This window comes from Klebsiella sp. KPN54798 (assembly GCF_021184225.1).
Classification (GTDB): domain Bacteria; phylum Pseudomonadota; class Gammaproteobacteria; order Enterobacterales; family Enterobacteriaceae; genus Klebsiella; species Klebsiella pneumoniae.
Genome location: NZ_CP089234.1, coordinates 3,702,085 through 3,715,077, shown reverse-complemented (window position 1 = coordinate 3,715,077; position 12,993 = coordinate 3,702,085). Strand labels below are relative to the sequence as shown.

Annotated in this window: 14 protein-coding genes; 6 read left to right on the top strand and 8 right to left on the bottom strand. The window is 53.5% G+C overall.

The genetic code is table 11. The features are described 5' to 3' along the window. Positions 1-185: 185 nt before the first annotated feature. A complete protein-coding gene (pgl, locus tag LPQ25_RS17900; protein WP_234599484.1) occupies positions 186-1,181 on the top strand; it encodes a 6-phosphogluconolactonase in 996 nt (331 codons plus the stop codon). 110 nt (positions 1,182-1,291) lie between these two features. Here the strand turns inward: pgl and LPQ25_RS17895 are convergent, their stop codons facing one another. The 3 genes from LPQ25_RS17895 to ycgZ form a co-directional block, all read right to left on the bottom strand. Then, complete coding sequence (locus tag LPQ25_RS17895) at positions 1,292-1,558, bottom strand: biofilm development regulator YmgB/AriR family protein (RefSeq protein WP_002895168.1); 267 nt, start codon at positions 1,556-1,558, stop codon at positions 1,292-1,294. 51 nt (positions 1,559-1,609) lie between these two features. Then, positions 1,610-1,915, bottom strand: coding sequence for a hypothetical protein (locus LPQ25_RS17890; RefSeq protein WP_004147654.1), 306 nt, complete (start codon positions 1,913-1,915; stop codon positions 1,610-1,612). A gap of 127 nt (positions 1,916-2,042) precedes the next feature. Further along, the gene (gene ycgZ / locus LPQ25_RS17885) at positions 2,043-2,288 is read right to left on the bottom strand and encodes a regulatory protein YcgZ (protein ID WP_004151693.1); all 246 of its coding nucleotides are present in this window, start codon (positions 2,286-2,288) and stop codon (positions 2,043-2,045) included. A 328-nt stretch (positions 2,289-2,616) separates the two neighbouring features. On the opposite strand from ycgZ, the gene LPQ25_RS17880 reads away from it, so the two are divergent. Both LPQ25_RS17880 and LPQ25_RS17875 read left to right on the top strand, forming a co-directional pair. Next, positions 2,617-3,828 (top strand): diguanylate phosphodiesterase, encoded by a 1,212-nt coding sequence (locus LPQ25_RS17880; protein ID WP_004176831.1) that lies wholly within the window; start codon positions 2,617-2,619, stop codon positions 3,826-3,828. 155 nt (positions 3,829-3,983) lie between these two features. Beyond that, a complete protein-coding gene (locus LPQ25_RS17875) occupies positions 3,984-4,718 on the top strand; it encodes a MerR family transcriptional regulator (RefSeq protein ID WP_004176830.1) in 735 nt (244 codons plus the stop codon). Positions 4,719-4,759: 41 nt separating this feature from the next. On the opposite strand, the gene LPQ25_RS17870 is transcribed toward LPQ25_RS17875, so the two are convergent. Together LPQ25_RS17870 and LPQ25_RS17865 are read right to left on the bottom strand one after the other, a co-directional pair. Beyond that, complete coding sequence (locus tag LPQ25_RS17870; RefSeq protein ID WP_004151695.1) at positions 4,760-5,314, bottom strand: helix-turn-helix transcriptional regulator; 555 nt, start codon at positions 5,312-5,314, stop codon at positions 4,760-4,762. Positions 5,315-5,395: 81 nt separating this feature from the next. Further along, entirely contained in the window at positions 5,396-5,608 is a 213-nt protein-coding gene (locus LPQ25_RS17865; RefSeq protein ID WP_002895280.1) for a biofilm development regulator YmgB/AriR family protein, read from the bottom strand. Between the two features lie 385 nt (positions 5,609-5,993). On the opposite strand from LPQ25_RS17865, the gene LPQ25_RS17860 reads away from it, so the two are divergent. Further along, complete coding sequence (locus LPQ25_RS17860) at positions 5,994-6,140, top strand: hypothetical protein (protein WP_014907919.1); 147 nt, start codon at positions 5,994-5,996, stop codon at positions 6,138-6,140. Positions 6,141-6,344: 204 nt separating this feature from the next. Continuing rightward, positions 6,345-6,851, top strand: coding sequence for a hypothetical protein (locus LPQ25_RS17855; protein WP_002895283.1), 507 nt, complete (start codon positions 6,345-6,347; stop codon positions 6,849-6,851). Positions 6,852-6,867: 16 nt separating this feature from the next. Here LPQ25_RS17855 and LPQ25_RS17850 read toward each other — a convergent pair whose 3' ends face one another. From LPQ25_RS17850 to LPQ25_RS17840, 3 genes are read right to left on the bottom strand one after another with little or no spacing between them, the layout of a single operon-like run. Continuing rightward, positions 6,868-7,791 carry an acyltransferase gene (locus LPQ25_RS17850; RefSeq protein ID WP_002895284.1) on the bottom strand — a complete coding sequence of 308 codons (924 nt, stop codon included), beginning with the start codon at positions 7,789-7,791 and terminating at the stop codon, positions 6,868-6,870. Between the two features lie 38 nt (positions 7,792-7,829). Beyond that, on the bottom strand, positions 7,830-10,895 hold the full coding sequence (locus LPQ25_RS17845; RefSeq protein ID WP_012737672.1) for an efflux RND transporter permease subunit: 3,066 nt from the start codon (positions 10,893-10,895) through the stop codon (positions 7,830-7,832). Further along, positions 10,896-11,981, bottom strand: a complete 1,086-nt coding sequence (locus tag LPQ25_RS17840) for an efflux RND transporter periplasmic adaptor subunit (RefSeq protein WP_004147662.1) — start codon at positions 11,979-11,981, stop codon at positions 10,896-10,898. A 533-nt stretch (positions 11,982-12,514) separates the two neighbouring features. Between LPQ25_RS17840 and LPQ25_RS17835 the strand changes: the two genes are divergently transcribed. Continuing rightward, complete coding sequence (locus tag LPQ25_RS17835; RefSeq protein ID WP_004183465.1) at positions 12,515-12,946, top strand: universal stress protein; 432 nt, start codon at positions 12,515-12,517, stop codon at positions 12,944-12,946. Positions 12,947-12,993: the final 47 nt, after the last annotated feature.

The window sequence follows — 12,993 nt, the reverse complement described above, 5'->3', positions numbered from 1 at the left end:
GTACACCGCCGTGGCGTCAGGACCAATTTTTCCACATCTGCCGTGAATGTCTGTATGCCCTTTGTGCCGCCGTCCGGCGGAAATTCGGCGGACGATGCGAGTATCATGGGCGGATGTCTTATAATTTTCAGGGTGCTGTTATCCTGAAAATGAAAATTCCACGTGCAGTGAGGGAAGGAGTAGTCATGAAACAAACCGTTTATACCGCCAGCCCGGAAAGCCAACAAATCCATGTCTGGAGTCTTGAAGCGGACGGCAAACTGACGCTGGTGCAGGTGGTTGATGCCCCAGGGCAGGTCCAGCCGATGGTGGTCAGCCCCAACAAGGAATTTCTGTACGTTGGCGTTCGTCCGGAGTTTCGCGTGCTGGCCTATCGCATCACGCCGGATAACGGGGCGTTAACCTTTGCGGGCGAAGCTGCGCTGCCGGGCAGCCCGACCCATATCTCTACGGATCACCATGGCCGCTTTGTCTTCAGCGCCTCCTACAATCAGGGCTGTGTCAGCGTGACCCCGCTGCACGATGGCCTGCCGTGCGAAACCATCACCGTGGTGGAAGGGCTGGAAGGCTGCCACTCGGCCAATATCTCCCCGGATAATCGCACCCTGTGGGTGCCGGCGCTGAAGCAGGATCGCATTTGCCTGTTTACCCTCAGCGACGATGGTTTCCTTTCGGCACAGGAGCCCGCGGAAGTGACGACCGTCGAGGGCGCCGGTCCGCGTCACATGGTATTCCATCCCAACCAGCAGTATGGTTACTGCGTCAATGAGCTAAACAGCTCGATTGACGTCTGGGAGCTGAAAGATCCTAAGGGCAACATCGAATGTGTACAGACCCTGGATATGATGCCGCCTGATTTTAGCGGCGTGCGCTGGGCGGCGGATATTCATATTACCCCGGATGGCCGTCATCTTTACGCCTGCGATCGTACCGCCAGCATCATCACGGTGTTCAGCGTTTCGGAAGATGGTAGCGTGCTGGCGGTGGAAGGCTATCAGCCTACCGAGACCCAGCCGCGCGGCTTTAACCTCGATCACAGCGGTAAATATCTCATTGCCGCCGGGCAGAAGTCGCACCATATCGCGGTGTACGATATCGTCGGTGAGCAGGGACTGCTGCAGGAGAAAGGCCGCTATGCGGTTGGGCAGGGGCCGATGTGGGTGGTGGTCAACGCCCACTGAACCGCCATCAGGTAAAAGAAAAAACCTCGCCTTAGCGAGGTTTTTTTTGCTCAGAGCGGACAGGCTCTGCGGAGAAGGCGTTGTCCTGGCGGGCCAGAAGCGTGACGACGTTAGATATCGTCCATGGTGTAGCCAACGACAATCTCCAGCGTTTTTCGGATCACGTCCGCGGTCACCACGTCATCGGTGGTTTCCAGCGCCTGAATCAGCCATAAAATAATGGCCTTATTGTTCAGGTGACCCTCGGACTGGAGAATACTGTTGATGGCGAGCGACATGACGGCGGACTCATCAACCAGTTTATCACCGGCGTTACGGAAATAGTCGGAGAGCGCGGTGTCCTGCAGTCTTGCGTAAATATCTGGTTGCTGATGCATAGTCTGTCTCATCACATTCTCACTCTGTTTAATTCACCATGGTTGGGATAATCAGTGGATCTTTTTAGCTTCCGACGGCATGCTGTCTGGCGCCAGCGAACCTCTGGTTTCCCAACGGCCATTGATTTTCTTTACCTGTAAAGGCGCGTACTTCCGCTGACGGATAAGCTTCGCGCAAATTTCTTCGATCACGGCAGCGATGATCTTTCTACGCTGGCGATCTGGTTCTGTCGCCTGCATTAACCGAAGTCGAACCAGCAGGGTCGGGGTGGTAATCGGGCGATTCGTTTTCAGAAGCGCTAGAACCGCCTCGCCGATGATTTCATCGGTTATTTCCTCAGTTTCACTGTTATTCATAACCGTCTCTATGCATGCCACCCTTTTCCTGAATAGGCGAACGGGCATTCAGGTCAGCAGCAGGTTTGTGGAAGCGATCGCCCCTCATCTGCTACTGCGGCGCTGCAACAGGCGACGATCGATGACGTTATTCCTGGCCAGCAAACAGCAGACCAATTAAGGTCTGATAGTGGCTCTCTTCCTCCGGCGCGCGAGCGCGGTCCAGGCGGCTCAACAGTTTGGTGCATAGCGCTTTGCGGTTGAGATGACGCCCTTCGTTAAGAATATCCATCACGATCTGACCCAGGGTTTCCTGCTGGGAAGGCAAAGATGCTTTGTTGAAATACTGGGCAATTGCGTTCGCTGTATCTGGAATGTAACCATTCTGCTGCATATGTGCTCCTTTCATTTCATTCATCTGTTAACTGCCATTAAACTTATACAATAATCATTAACCTGTACACACAAAGTTGCACAATAATGATTCATGTTAGTTTAACTATATGATTTTTAATTGTTTAATTTTTTTGCCTGGCGCGGTTCTGGCTTGTAAAGGTGGGGTTTAGCGTTGCATGTTGTACAAGGAAAGAAAAAAAGGGAAAACCTTGCACAAAAAAGGGATTTTTAGTGTATCTTTTTTGTTAAGACAAAACGTAGTTTTACGAGACCCTTAGCCTGATAACTGCTACTGTGAATGCTTATCCCTCCCATCTGGAATCACTATGCTAACCACCATCATTTATCGCAGCCATATCTGCGACAATGTCTCATTCAAATCGATCGAGGCCATGGTCGCCAGGGCAAACGAAAGAAATGGGCAGGCGGACGTCACCGGTATTTTACTTTTTAACGGGACGCATTTTTTTCAACTCATTGAGGGGCCTGAAGAAAAGGTTCAGGATATTTATCAGCATATCTGCCAGGATCCTCGCCACTATAATCTGGTGGAGTTGCTTTGCGATTATGCGCCGTCCCGTCGTTTTGGTAAGGTCGGGATGGAACTGTTTGATTTACGCGAACACGATCGCGAGGAAGTTCTGCAGGCGGTGATGGACCGCGGGACGTCAAAATATCAGCTCACCTATGATGACCGGGCGCTGCAATTTTTCCGTACTTTTGTCGAAGCCACAGAAAAAGCGAACTATTTTGAGATTCCTTCCGCAGATAGTTGGGTTTTTATTCCTGATAAGGAGACGTTCTATCCTGATACCCCGATTATCGATAATACGGAAGGTTGTTCCTTTGCCTTCCAGCCGATTGTCGACCCTTTCGCCTGCGAAATTATTTCGTGGGAAGCGCTGTTGCGTACACCGGACGGGCAATCCCCCGGCGCCTATTTTGCCGGGCTGACCGGGGACGATATTTATCTCGCTGACCTGCACAGTAAACGGGTGGCGTTGTCGCTGGCGGGAAAATTAGGTTTACGTAATAAGGCGTTAAGCATTAATTTACTGCCGATGACCATGGTCAAAGCGCCGAATGCGGTGGCTTTCCTGCTCGACGAAATTAGTCGCAATGACCTTATTCCGGAGCAGATTATTGTCGAGTTCACTGAGCGGGAAGTGATTTCGCGGATGGACGATTTTACCGATGCGGTGCGCAAACTGAAGGGCGCGGGAATTAATCTTGCCATCGATCACTTCGGCGCCGGGTTTGCCGGGCTATCGCTGCTGGCGCAATACCAACCCGACAGAATTAAAATCGACCATGAGCTGATCCGCAATATCCACCAGGACGGACCGCGCCAGTCGATTGTACAGGCGATTATCAAATGCTGTACTTCTCTGGAGATTGCGGTCTCAGCCGTCGGCGTTGAGCGTGCTGAAGAGTGGATGTGGCTGGAATCAGCCGGTATTTCACAGTTCCAGGGTAATTTGTTCGCCAGCGCGCGCCTGGGGGGCCTACCCGCCGTCGCATGGCCGGAGAAAAAATGAACCACCGCGAAATCTGCTAAACATTTTTTCATCTTTTTTCCCGGGCGCTGTGAGCCGCAACCTGATATCTTTATCTGTACAAGAAAATAGAGTTGTACAGGATGCCTGAATTCGTTAGTTTAGGTATTAAGGTATCAGGTTGATGTGAGGCTGCTATGGCGTTTTACAGTATCGGTGAAGTCGCCGAACGTTGCGGAATCAATCCGGTCACACTGCGCGCCTGGCAGCGTCGTTACGGTCTACTGAAACCGCAGCGTAGCGAAGGCGGGCATCGACAATTTGATGAAGAAGATATCCTGCGTATCGAAGAGATCAAGCGCTGGATAGAGCGCGGTGTATCAGTAGGGAAAGTCAAAGCGCTGCTGGAGGATAACCTGCCGGCGGCGCGCGACGAATCCGCGCATCTTCAGGAAGAGATGATGTCCATTCTGCGTTATATGCAGCCCGCCAGAATCCGCGCCAAATTAATGGCGCTGAGTCATCAACACCCCGTCGACACCCTCATCGATAGCCTGTTAGTGCCGGTACGACAGCGTCTCAAGCTGGATCAGAATACCTCGCTGGTGATTAGCAGCATGCTGGACGGCCTGTTAATTGACTGCGTAGCGTTGTTTCTCGCCGAAGCGCGTAAAAAAAATGGCAAAGAGACGCTGCTGGTGGGCTGGAGCAATGAGGACAGGACGCGTCTGTGGCTGGAGGCATGGCGTCTTTCCCAACGCGGCTGGCATGTCAACGTTCTCGCCGAACCGCTGGAGTCGCCGCGGCCTGAGCTATTTCCCGGGCAGCATATTTTCGTCTGGACCGGACGTGCCGCCACGCCTCTGCAGGAGGAGCTGCTCAGCCACTGGCAGGAGCAGGGCTTCAGCATCCATTTTCACGGCCAAAATTAAGCGCCCCGATCCGTGGTGCGGATCAGGGCTTGAGTGCTTGGTTACAGGTGAATCTGGCTCCAGGATTTGAACGTTTCGCTGCGGCTGATATTAAAAAAATCGGTTCTACCGCTGCAGCCGAGCTTTTTAATCAGATTCAGCCGGATCTGATAAATGGTTTTTATATGCAGGTTTAGCGACCGGCCAATGCTGGCGACTGCTTCGCCATTGCTGATAAGTTGAATAACTTTCTTTTCCCGCTCGGTAAACTGCACCGAGGCGCCTGGCGCCGGATGGGTTTTGTAATAGCGGGTGGGTTGATGCAGAAATATCTTTAACTCTTCCGGCGTCGAGTTGGCCGGTAAGCGCAGCATAGGCAGTTCACTAAGAAAATTAAGATCGTTGCCTTCGGTTAACAGAATAAATAATGTATCCCGCCGATTATAGTTGTGCTGCAGTACCGCGAAATAATTGTCGCTGGTGAAGAAAACATGTTTTTTGCGGAAGTAAGATGCCGGCAGGCTATTCAGGATCAGCGACATCCCATAGAGAAGAAAACCATTATCAAACCACAGATCGTAATGCTCAGAACGATAGCAAGTATTATGGTGTGACATTTTTTTGCCTCAGTTAGCCGATAGAGACCCAGGCGCGCCGGTACAGCAGGTCGAAGCCTGCTGCCAGCACAGTGGGTTTATTTAATGATGAGGTTTGCTGTACAGCATATCCAGCGCCTGCAGATAGAGATCGGAAAGTATTTCGTTACTTTCCGTTTGCAGACGATGCTGGATTTCCGTAATCATCCGCTCATTATTTACCGTTCTGTGCTGCTTAATGAGCGTATTCTCAATATTCTTCATCAGGGCCGAATTGAAGACAAACTCTGCTGGAATGGTATTTTTAATATGCATAGCTCGAACTCTCCCACGTATAAAGCAAACAGACAATAAAAGTCGCAGCGTACCGTTGATACGCGCCAAGTCACGAACAGGAAATGTATAACCAGGAACCACCGTCCGACTCGCTGTGCAATCGTCAAGCTTCCCCGCTTTGTTGCGCAACAAGCAGTTAACACTCCAAAACTATAGACGCTGATTTCACTATGTACAACTTTTTTCATTGCTATATGTACAACGTAACGGTTTATTTTTTTGTTTGTGTTTTAATTCGTTGATTTATAATAATTTTATTAAGTGATAACTTGTACAGAAAAGTCGGGTTGTGCAGGATTTCGCTGTAAAACCAGCGGGAAGAAGCTGATGATGGTAGAAGAAAGCCAATTGTGAAAATTCTGTCATGGCTGGCGAAATGCATGAAATTGCGCCGACGCGCGAAGGGGTAAACAGCAACGCTGTCGTCGACAGGTGGCTTTCTTCCGCGTCGGACTCTGAGCATAGCGGAAAATATGATGAGACTTTGTCTGCTTTTTTCACAGTAAGGTAAAGGGGTAACGTCTGCCATGTCGTAAACGGCCCATTCGATTTGTTGGCGAATAAGGGCTGTGCTACGCTTTTTGGTAACGACGCGGCGGTTTGGCATCGTTATCTTTCCCCCATTTCCCTGTCGAGTCTTATACCCCTGTCACGACCGGTAAATACGGCAAAAGCTTTCTGTCCCTGGACAGGCCTTGAGGACTGAGGAGGGAAAATGCGCGGCAAAAGCGTGATGCTCCTGGCCGGGTTAGCCTCTCTCGCGCAGGCGAACGAACTTAACCTCTATTCTGTGAATACCGGTTCCTATGTTTACCATCTGACCAATAATCACGGACAATATACAGAGAATTTCGAAAATCATTTTTTCTCAGTGGAGCGGAAATTCTCTGCAGACTCCAAATACAGCCTTCTGCTTGGCACTATGAATAACAGCTTCAACGATCGCTGCCTGGCGCTGGGGGTGAGAAGAGACTGGTACCACAGCGGCAGCGGGTGGACCTTCAAAGGCGTTTACGGCTATACCGGCGAATTCTTCTTCGACGCCTTCGAGCATTGCGGCGATCATGGCTCCTATAAAGACTTTAAGGACGCCACGGGGATCGGCTTTTCACCCTATATCTATCACGCTATCCAGTATAACTTCACCGATTATTTCGCCGTTGAAAGCGGCATTATTATTCCCAGCGTGTTTGTGATCAGTATCCAGTGGAGCTTCCGCTAAATCGTCCCGTTGTCGGTTACAAGGTAATCACCTTCCTGAGCAGCGTACTGGAGAGCGCGGCAAGGGAAATGAGCACCGACAGGACAAAGGTCAGCGCTATTACCCCCAACTTGGTGGCTAGCGAGTGCACAGGGATGAGCATCACCAGCAGGTGAAACACGGAATAGTGGAGGATATAAACCCCGGTCATCGCTTTACTGACCGTCGCCAGCACGGCCTCTTTCCACTCGCGGTTCTTTTTAAACTGCACGGCGTTAGCGGCGATCACCAGCAGGACGATCAGGATATAAATTTGCGATCCCGTGAGAATGAACGCATTACGATCTGCTTTAAACAGGGCGAAGAAGAAATGGCGTTCATAAAACCAGGTAAATAAATAGACAAAGGGCAGGGCGATAATCGACCCTTTAATCACCTGTGGGTTGCGTATCCACTCCGCGACCTTTGGATCGTTAAACAACTGCCCGGTTAAATAAAACAGTAGCCATGTCCACAGGCGATACTGCGGCGGCAAGCTGAAAAGATGTCTGTCCGGGTAGATCACCGAGAGCAGGTCGTAACCGTAGGAGCAGCACAGCAGCGTCAGGAGCACGGCGAAAAAGAGCCCGCGCCGCTGGCTGAGCCAGGCGATCAAAGGATGAAAGGTATAGATGACAATCAGGGCGAAAATAAACCAGGGCTGGATCAGGTAGCCGCGCTGGTAAGGCTCCCAGACATAATAGACCGTCACCCAAAACAGAAAGACGATGACCACGCTTTTAATTTTACCAATTTGCCAGTTGGCATCGTGGCGCGTCTGCGCATCAAGATAGCCGGCCACGACAAAAAACAGCGGCGTCGCGATGGTCGAGATAAAGGTCAGCAGCCCGAGGATCCAGTGATAGTCATAATCAAAGCGATCCCAGGTGTTATAGATGGTGAAAAAGGTCACCGCTGTCATACAGCCTAATGTCTTGATAATGCTCAGACCGGTACTGTTCATCGTTGAGGCGTCATATCCTTATGGTGAAAGCAGGCGTAAATCACCGGCAGAACCAGCAGCGTCAGCACGGTGGCAAAGGCGAGGCCGAACATGATCACCACCGCCATACTCTGGAAAAAGACATCGCGCAGCAGCGGGGCCAGGCCAAGTACGGTGGTGAAGGCGGTCAGCAGGATCGGCCGCAGACGAGAGGTTGCCGCATCAATAATAGCTTGTCTTTGATCTTTCTCCTGTTTTTGTTGCTCTATCTCTTCTACCAGCACAATGCCGTTACGGATCAGCATACCGCTCAGGCTGAGCAAGCCGATTAAGGCCATAAAGCCGAAGGGGATGCCGGTAAGCAGAAAGCCGGGTGTGACCCCGATCAGCGCCAGCGGAACGGTCAGCCAGATGGCGACGGCGTTTTTCAGCGAACTGAACATCAGCACCGTTATGATAAACATCACCAGATAGCCAAGCGGCAGGGTTGTAAACAGCCCCTGCTGCGCCTCACTGGAGTTCTCGGCATCGCCGCCCCATTCGATACGGTAGCCGTGGGGCAGCGGCAGTGCGTCAATGCGCGGTTTCACCCGCGCGAGAATATCACCCGAGGTTTGGCCGCTTAGCGGGCTGGGGTCGGTCTGGACCGTCAGCACCCGGGTACGATCCCGGCGGAGGATCAACGGATCTTCCCACTCCAGGGCGAAACCATTGATGACGTTACTCAACGGGATATATTGCTGGCGACTCTGGCTCCAGACCAGCACATTATTCAGATGGTTGGCATCCTGACGTTCTGCTTCCGGCGGCCGGACGATCACTGGCAGCAGATCGGCCCCTTCACGATATAACCCGGCGCGACTCCCGGAGAAATTCATCTCCAGCGCGTTATCAATATCCTGTTTATCCACCCCCAGCTCGCGTCCCAGCGCCGGGGAATACTGCGGGCGGATCACTTTGCTGCGGTTCTGCCAGTCATTACGCACGCTGTCGGTCGCCGGATCCGCGGCGAGGATATCGCCTACCTGACTCGCCAGCGCGCGCAGCGTATCCGGGTCTGGGCCCTTAATGCGCACCTCAATCGCGCTATCCCCGGAGGGCCCGAACATAATGCGTTTGGTGCTGGCGTTAACCTGCGGGTAGTTTCTGGCAATCCAGTCCTCGACGTGGCGGGTGACAGGGGCGATGCCGCGTTGATCATCCATCCGCACCATAATCTGCGCGTAGTTGCTGTACTGGCGCTGCCCGCTGTAGGTGAGAATGAAACGCATACTGCCCTGGCCGATGGTGGAGACGGTGGTGACCACCCCCGGCTGACCGGCTATCGACCGCTCGATATCCCGGGTCATCTTCTCCGTGGCGTTTATATCGGTACCGTAGGGTAGCCACAGGTCGACAAAGAATATAGGCGTATTCGATGACGGAAAAAAATTCTGCCGAACAAAGGTAAAGCCCCAGATCGCTCCGGCTAACAGCGCGCCCATCAGCACCAGGGTCAGGGTCTTTTGCTGCAGCAGTATTCGCAGCGCCTGCTGATAGCCACGGTAAAAGCTGCCGCGGTAAGGATCGGCCTTTTCCTCCGCGGCGGCGGCCGACGGGGCGTTTTTAAACAGCCACCACTTAATAAGCACCGGGGTGATGGTCAGAGCGGAAAACCAGCTCAGCATCAGGGAGATCAGCAGCACCTGGAACAGCGATTTGCAATACTCCCCGGTAGAGTCCTGGGAGAGGCCAATCGGCGCGAAGGCGAGGATGGCGATGATCGTCGCGCCAAGCAGCGGCAGCGCAGAGCGACGGAGCACATAGTTAATCGCGCCCAGCAGCGGAGAGCCTTGCTGACGGGCGATGAGCACCCCTTCGACAATCACAATGGCATTGTCCACCAACATACTCAGGGCGATGATAAGCGCTCCGAGGGAGATCCGTTGTAGTTCGATCCCCCAGATATACATGATAAGCAGGGTGCCGAGAACGTTGAGCGCCAGCGACAGAGCAATAATAATCCCGCTGCGCACCCCCATAAATACCAGCAGCACGCCGACGACAATCGCCAGGGCCATCAGAAAATTGGTAATAAAGCCATTGACCGAGTGGGCGACCTCAGCTGCCTGATCGTAAAAAATAGCGATGTCGATGCCCGCCGGTTTGTCGGCGGCCATCTGCTGGAGGCGGGCCTCGAGAGCGTGGCCGACGTCAATAACGTTGACGCCAGGGATAAAAGAAACTCCCATGGTCACCGCCTGGCGCCCGTTGGCATGATAGATACTGGCCGGCGAGTCGGTTAGCCCGCGCGACAGCGTAGCAATATCCCGCAGTCGGGTGGTGGCGCTGGCGCCGTGAGGGCTGACCAGTAGATCTCCCAGCTCATCGATGCTCTGAAACTCACCGGTGGGGTGGAGGCGGATCGATTCGCTGCCAACGCGGATCTCCCCGGCGCTGGACACCACGTTGAGTCGGGCCAGGATTGCGGCGAGCTGGTTGAGGGTGATCCCGCGCGCCGCCATCTTCGCCAGCGAGATATCCACATTGATCTGCTGCGGAATGACGCCGCCGATAGCGACTTTACCGACCCCCGGCACCAGCACCAGCTCCCGGCGCAACTGTTCGGCATAGCGCACCAGCTCCGGGTTGGTAAAACTGTCGCCCGAGATAGCGAAGAAAAAGCCAAACACATCGCCAAAGTCATCGTTGACGAAAGGGGGGACTACGCCAGGGGGGAAAAGGCGGCTGGCGTCACCGACCCGGCGACGTAGCTCATCCCAGATTTGCGGCAGCTCGCTGGAATGGTACTGCGAAGCAATATTCACCGTAATTTGCGATAAGCCATTCGAGGAGATGGAGCTGACGTTATCCAGCGAGGGAAGCTGCTGAATCGCGTTTTCCAGCGGCAGGGTAACCTCCTCTTCCACCTGCTGAGCAGACGCGCCAGGGTAGTGGGTGACGATCACCGCCGTTTTGATGGTGAAGGCGGGATCTTCCAGGCGGCCGATATTGAGCAGGGCGAACAGGCCACCCACCCCTAACAGCAAAATGGCTAACCAGACGCGGGTCGGGTTGTTAATAAACTGACGGGAAATATCCATTTATAATCCTCGTTCACGCGTCCAGACCCGCACCGGCTGCCCGGCATGCAGCTCGCTCACGCCCGCCGCAACCACCTGTTCACCCGCGCGGAGACCGTCGGTGATCGCCACTCCCTGCGAAGTCACCTCGCCGACGGTGACCTTACGCTCCTCAAGATATCGATGCGCGTTATCGCCTTTCACCACCCAGACTACCGGCTCGTTCTTTGGCCGGTTATCGGGGTTAAACACCGCCTCCGCTGGCACAATGAGGGTTTCCCGTCCGGCGCTGGCCGGTAAATTGCCGAGATTGACCGTCACGGTGCCGCTGACCCCGCCGACGGCGGGAAAATCATCTGGCCGCGGCATGGTTAACACGATCTGCCAGGTGAGGGTGCTATTGTCGCTGCTGCCGGTATGCTCTTTGTATTCCGCGGTAAACTCGCGGCCCGGCAGGGTATTGATCCTGACGACGGGACGGTAGGCGGTATTGCGGATATCCAGGGAGGTGAACAGATTTTCGGGAATGCTGAAGACCACATCCAGCAGGTCGGTCCGCGTCAGGGTGATCACCGGTTGGCCGGCGGCGACCACCTGATGGTTGCGGATATGCACGCCGGCGGCAATCCCGCTAAAGGGCGCGATGAGGCTCATTTGCGCCAGCTCTTCGCGAGCGATTTTTAAGGCCGCATTGGCGGCATCGCGATTGGCGCGCTGCACGTCCATCTCCGCCTGGGAAATCGCCTGGCGCCCGGCCAGAGTCTGGAAGCGGTCGAACTGACGCTGGGCGAGAGTGGCCGCCGTTTGCCGCTCATTGACCCGTTGCTGGGCCTCGCGGGCATTCAGGCGCGCCAGCGTTTGCCCCTGGGCGACGCTTGCCCCCTGACGAATATCTAGCGACTCCACCTGGCCACCCCGCTTAAACGACAGTTCGGTGGAATCGCCAGACTCAATGCGTGCCGGAAACGTTCGCTGCTGGGTATTGCCCACGGCGGTCACCTGCGCCACTTTAACCATGCGCGGGGCGGACTCGACGGTGGGTGCTTTCTGATCGCAAGCGGTTGTAAATATAATAACAACCGGGATGAGAGAAAAATAACGGTTCACAATATTCCCCTCAGATTCAGGATTTATTTTACATTTTTATTACATGGCGCCTGCTTATTCTGCGAGAGCGGCGACGACCAGATAAGTGAAGAGCCCCACCGCTGTGCAGGCGACAATGGCCAGCGCGACAAACAAACCCAGACGTAACAGGCTATAACCCAACATAATTTCCTCCCTTTACTCCCATCCGAACCGTGAATGTCATTGAATTCGGCCCCCACTGTGACCACCGGACATTCGGAGCGGCATGCCTGCTTGTAATCAGCATAGTCGGAGAAAATATGAAGTGTTAAAAAAGAGAATGCCGCGAGCGTTGGCGGCATTGAGGGGAAAGCGCAGGAGATCCGCAGGGAATATGCGGTTTTTATAATATTTTTCAGTCTATTAATCCGCCATTTTCTAATGTTAATTTTCCTGTGCTACGTTTAATAACATCTATTCCGCTCGCCGCTTCTGTTGTTGAGATTTCGTTCCTCCCCAAGTAAGGGGCTATTCATCACTACGCATTGTATTGGTAATAAAAGGATTATCTCATGTATAAAAATATCGTTGTTCCCGTTGACGTCTTTGATGCGGGCCTGGCCGACAAAGCGCTCTCTCATGCGAAATTCCTCGCCCAACATTCTGCCGGGCAAATTCATCTTATCCATGTTATTCCGGCCTTTTCTCCTGTATTAACCCGCGGATTTATCTCTGATGCCCGAAAGATGGAAGACCATTTGCTTAATACCGCTAAGGAAAAGCTGAGCGAGCTGGTGAAGAAAAATGGGCTTGCGGAAGACGCCAGCCATCTTTATGTGCGCAGTGGCAATGTTCGCGATCAAGTGATTGCCCTGGCCGATGAGCTGAAAGCGGATGTGGTGATTGTCGGTTCGCGCAATCCGGGGATCCAGACTCATCTGCTGGGCTCGGAAGCGGCCAATATCGTGCGCTATGCCCATGTACCAGTGTTCGTTGTGCGCTGATGATGGCGGGATGTCGCCCTGACTTCCGCTTCAGAAATCGAGGGAAA

What these genes read in the sequence shown, in the direction of transcription:
- pgl (WP_234599484.1), top strand. Translation starts at nt 186, where the DNA reads ATGAAACAAACCGTTTATACCGCCAGCCCGGAAAGCCAACAAATCCAT.
- LPQ25_RS17895 (WP_002895168.1), bottom strand. Translation starts at nt 1,558, where the DNA reads ATGCATCAGCAACCAGATATTTACGCAAGACTGCAGGACACCGCGCTC.
- LPQ25_RS17890 (WP_004147654.1), bottom strand. Translation starts at nt 1,915, where the DNA reads ATGAATAACAGTGAAACTGAGGAAATAACCGATGAAATCATCGGCGAG.
- ycgZ (WP_004151693.1), bottom strand. Translation starts at nt 2,288, where the DNA reads ATGCAGCAGAATGGTTACATTCCAGATACAGCGAACGCAATTGCCCAG.
- LPQ25_RS17880 (WP_004176831.1), top strand. Translation starts at nt 2,617, where the DNA reads ATGCTAACCACCATCATTTATCGCAGCCATATCTGCGACAATGTCTCA.
- LPQ25_RS17875 (WP_004176830.1), top strand. Translation starts at nt 3,984, where the DNA reads ATGGCGTTTTACAGTATCGGTGAAGTCGCCGAACGTTGCGGAATCAAT.
- LPQ25_RS17870 (WP_004151695.1), bottom strand. Translation starts at nt 5,314, where the DNA reads ATGTCACACCATAATACTTGCTATCGTTCTGAGCATTACGATCTGTGG.
- LPQ25_RS17865 (WP_002895280.1), bottom strand. Translation starts at nt 5,608, where the DNA reads ATGCATATTAAAAATACCATTCCAGCAGAGTTTGTCTTCAATTCGGCC.
- LPQ25_RS17860 (WP_014907919.1), top strand. Translation starts at nt 5,994, where the DNA reads ATGGCTGGCGAAATGCATGAAATTGCGCCGACGCGCGAAGGGGTAAAC.
- LPQ25_RS17855 (WP_002895283.1), top strand. Translation starts at nt 6,345, where the DNA reads ATGCGCGGCAAAAGCGTGATGCTCCTGGCCGGGTTAGCCTCTCTCGCG.
- LPQ25_RS17850 (WP_002895284.1), bottom strand. Translation starts at nt 7,791, where the DNA reads ATGACAGCGGTGACCTTTTTCACCATCTATAACACCTGGGATCGCTTT.
- LPQ25_RS17845 (WP_012737672.1), bottom strand. Translation starts at nt 10,895, where the DNA reads ATGGATATTTCCCGTCAGTTTATTAACAACCCGACCCGCGTCTGGTTA.
- LPQ25_RS17835 (WP_004183465.1), top strand. Translation starts at nt 12,515, where the DNA reads ATGTATAAAAATATCGTTGTTCCCGTTGACGTCTTTGATGCGGGCCTG.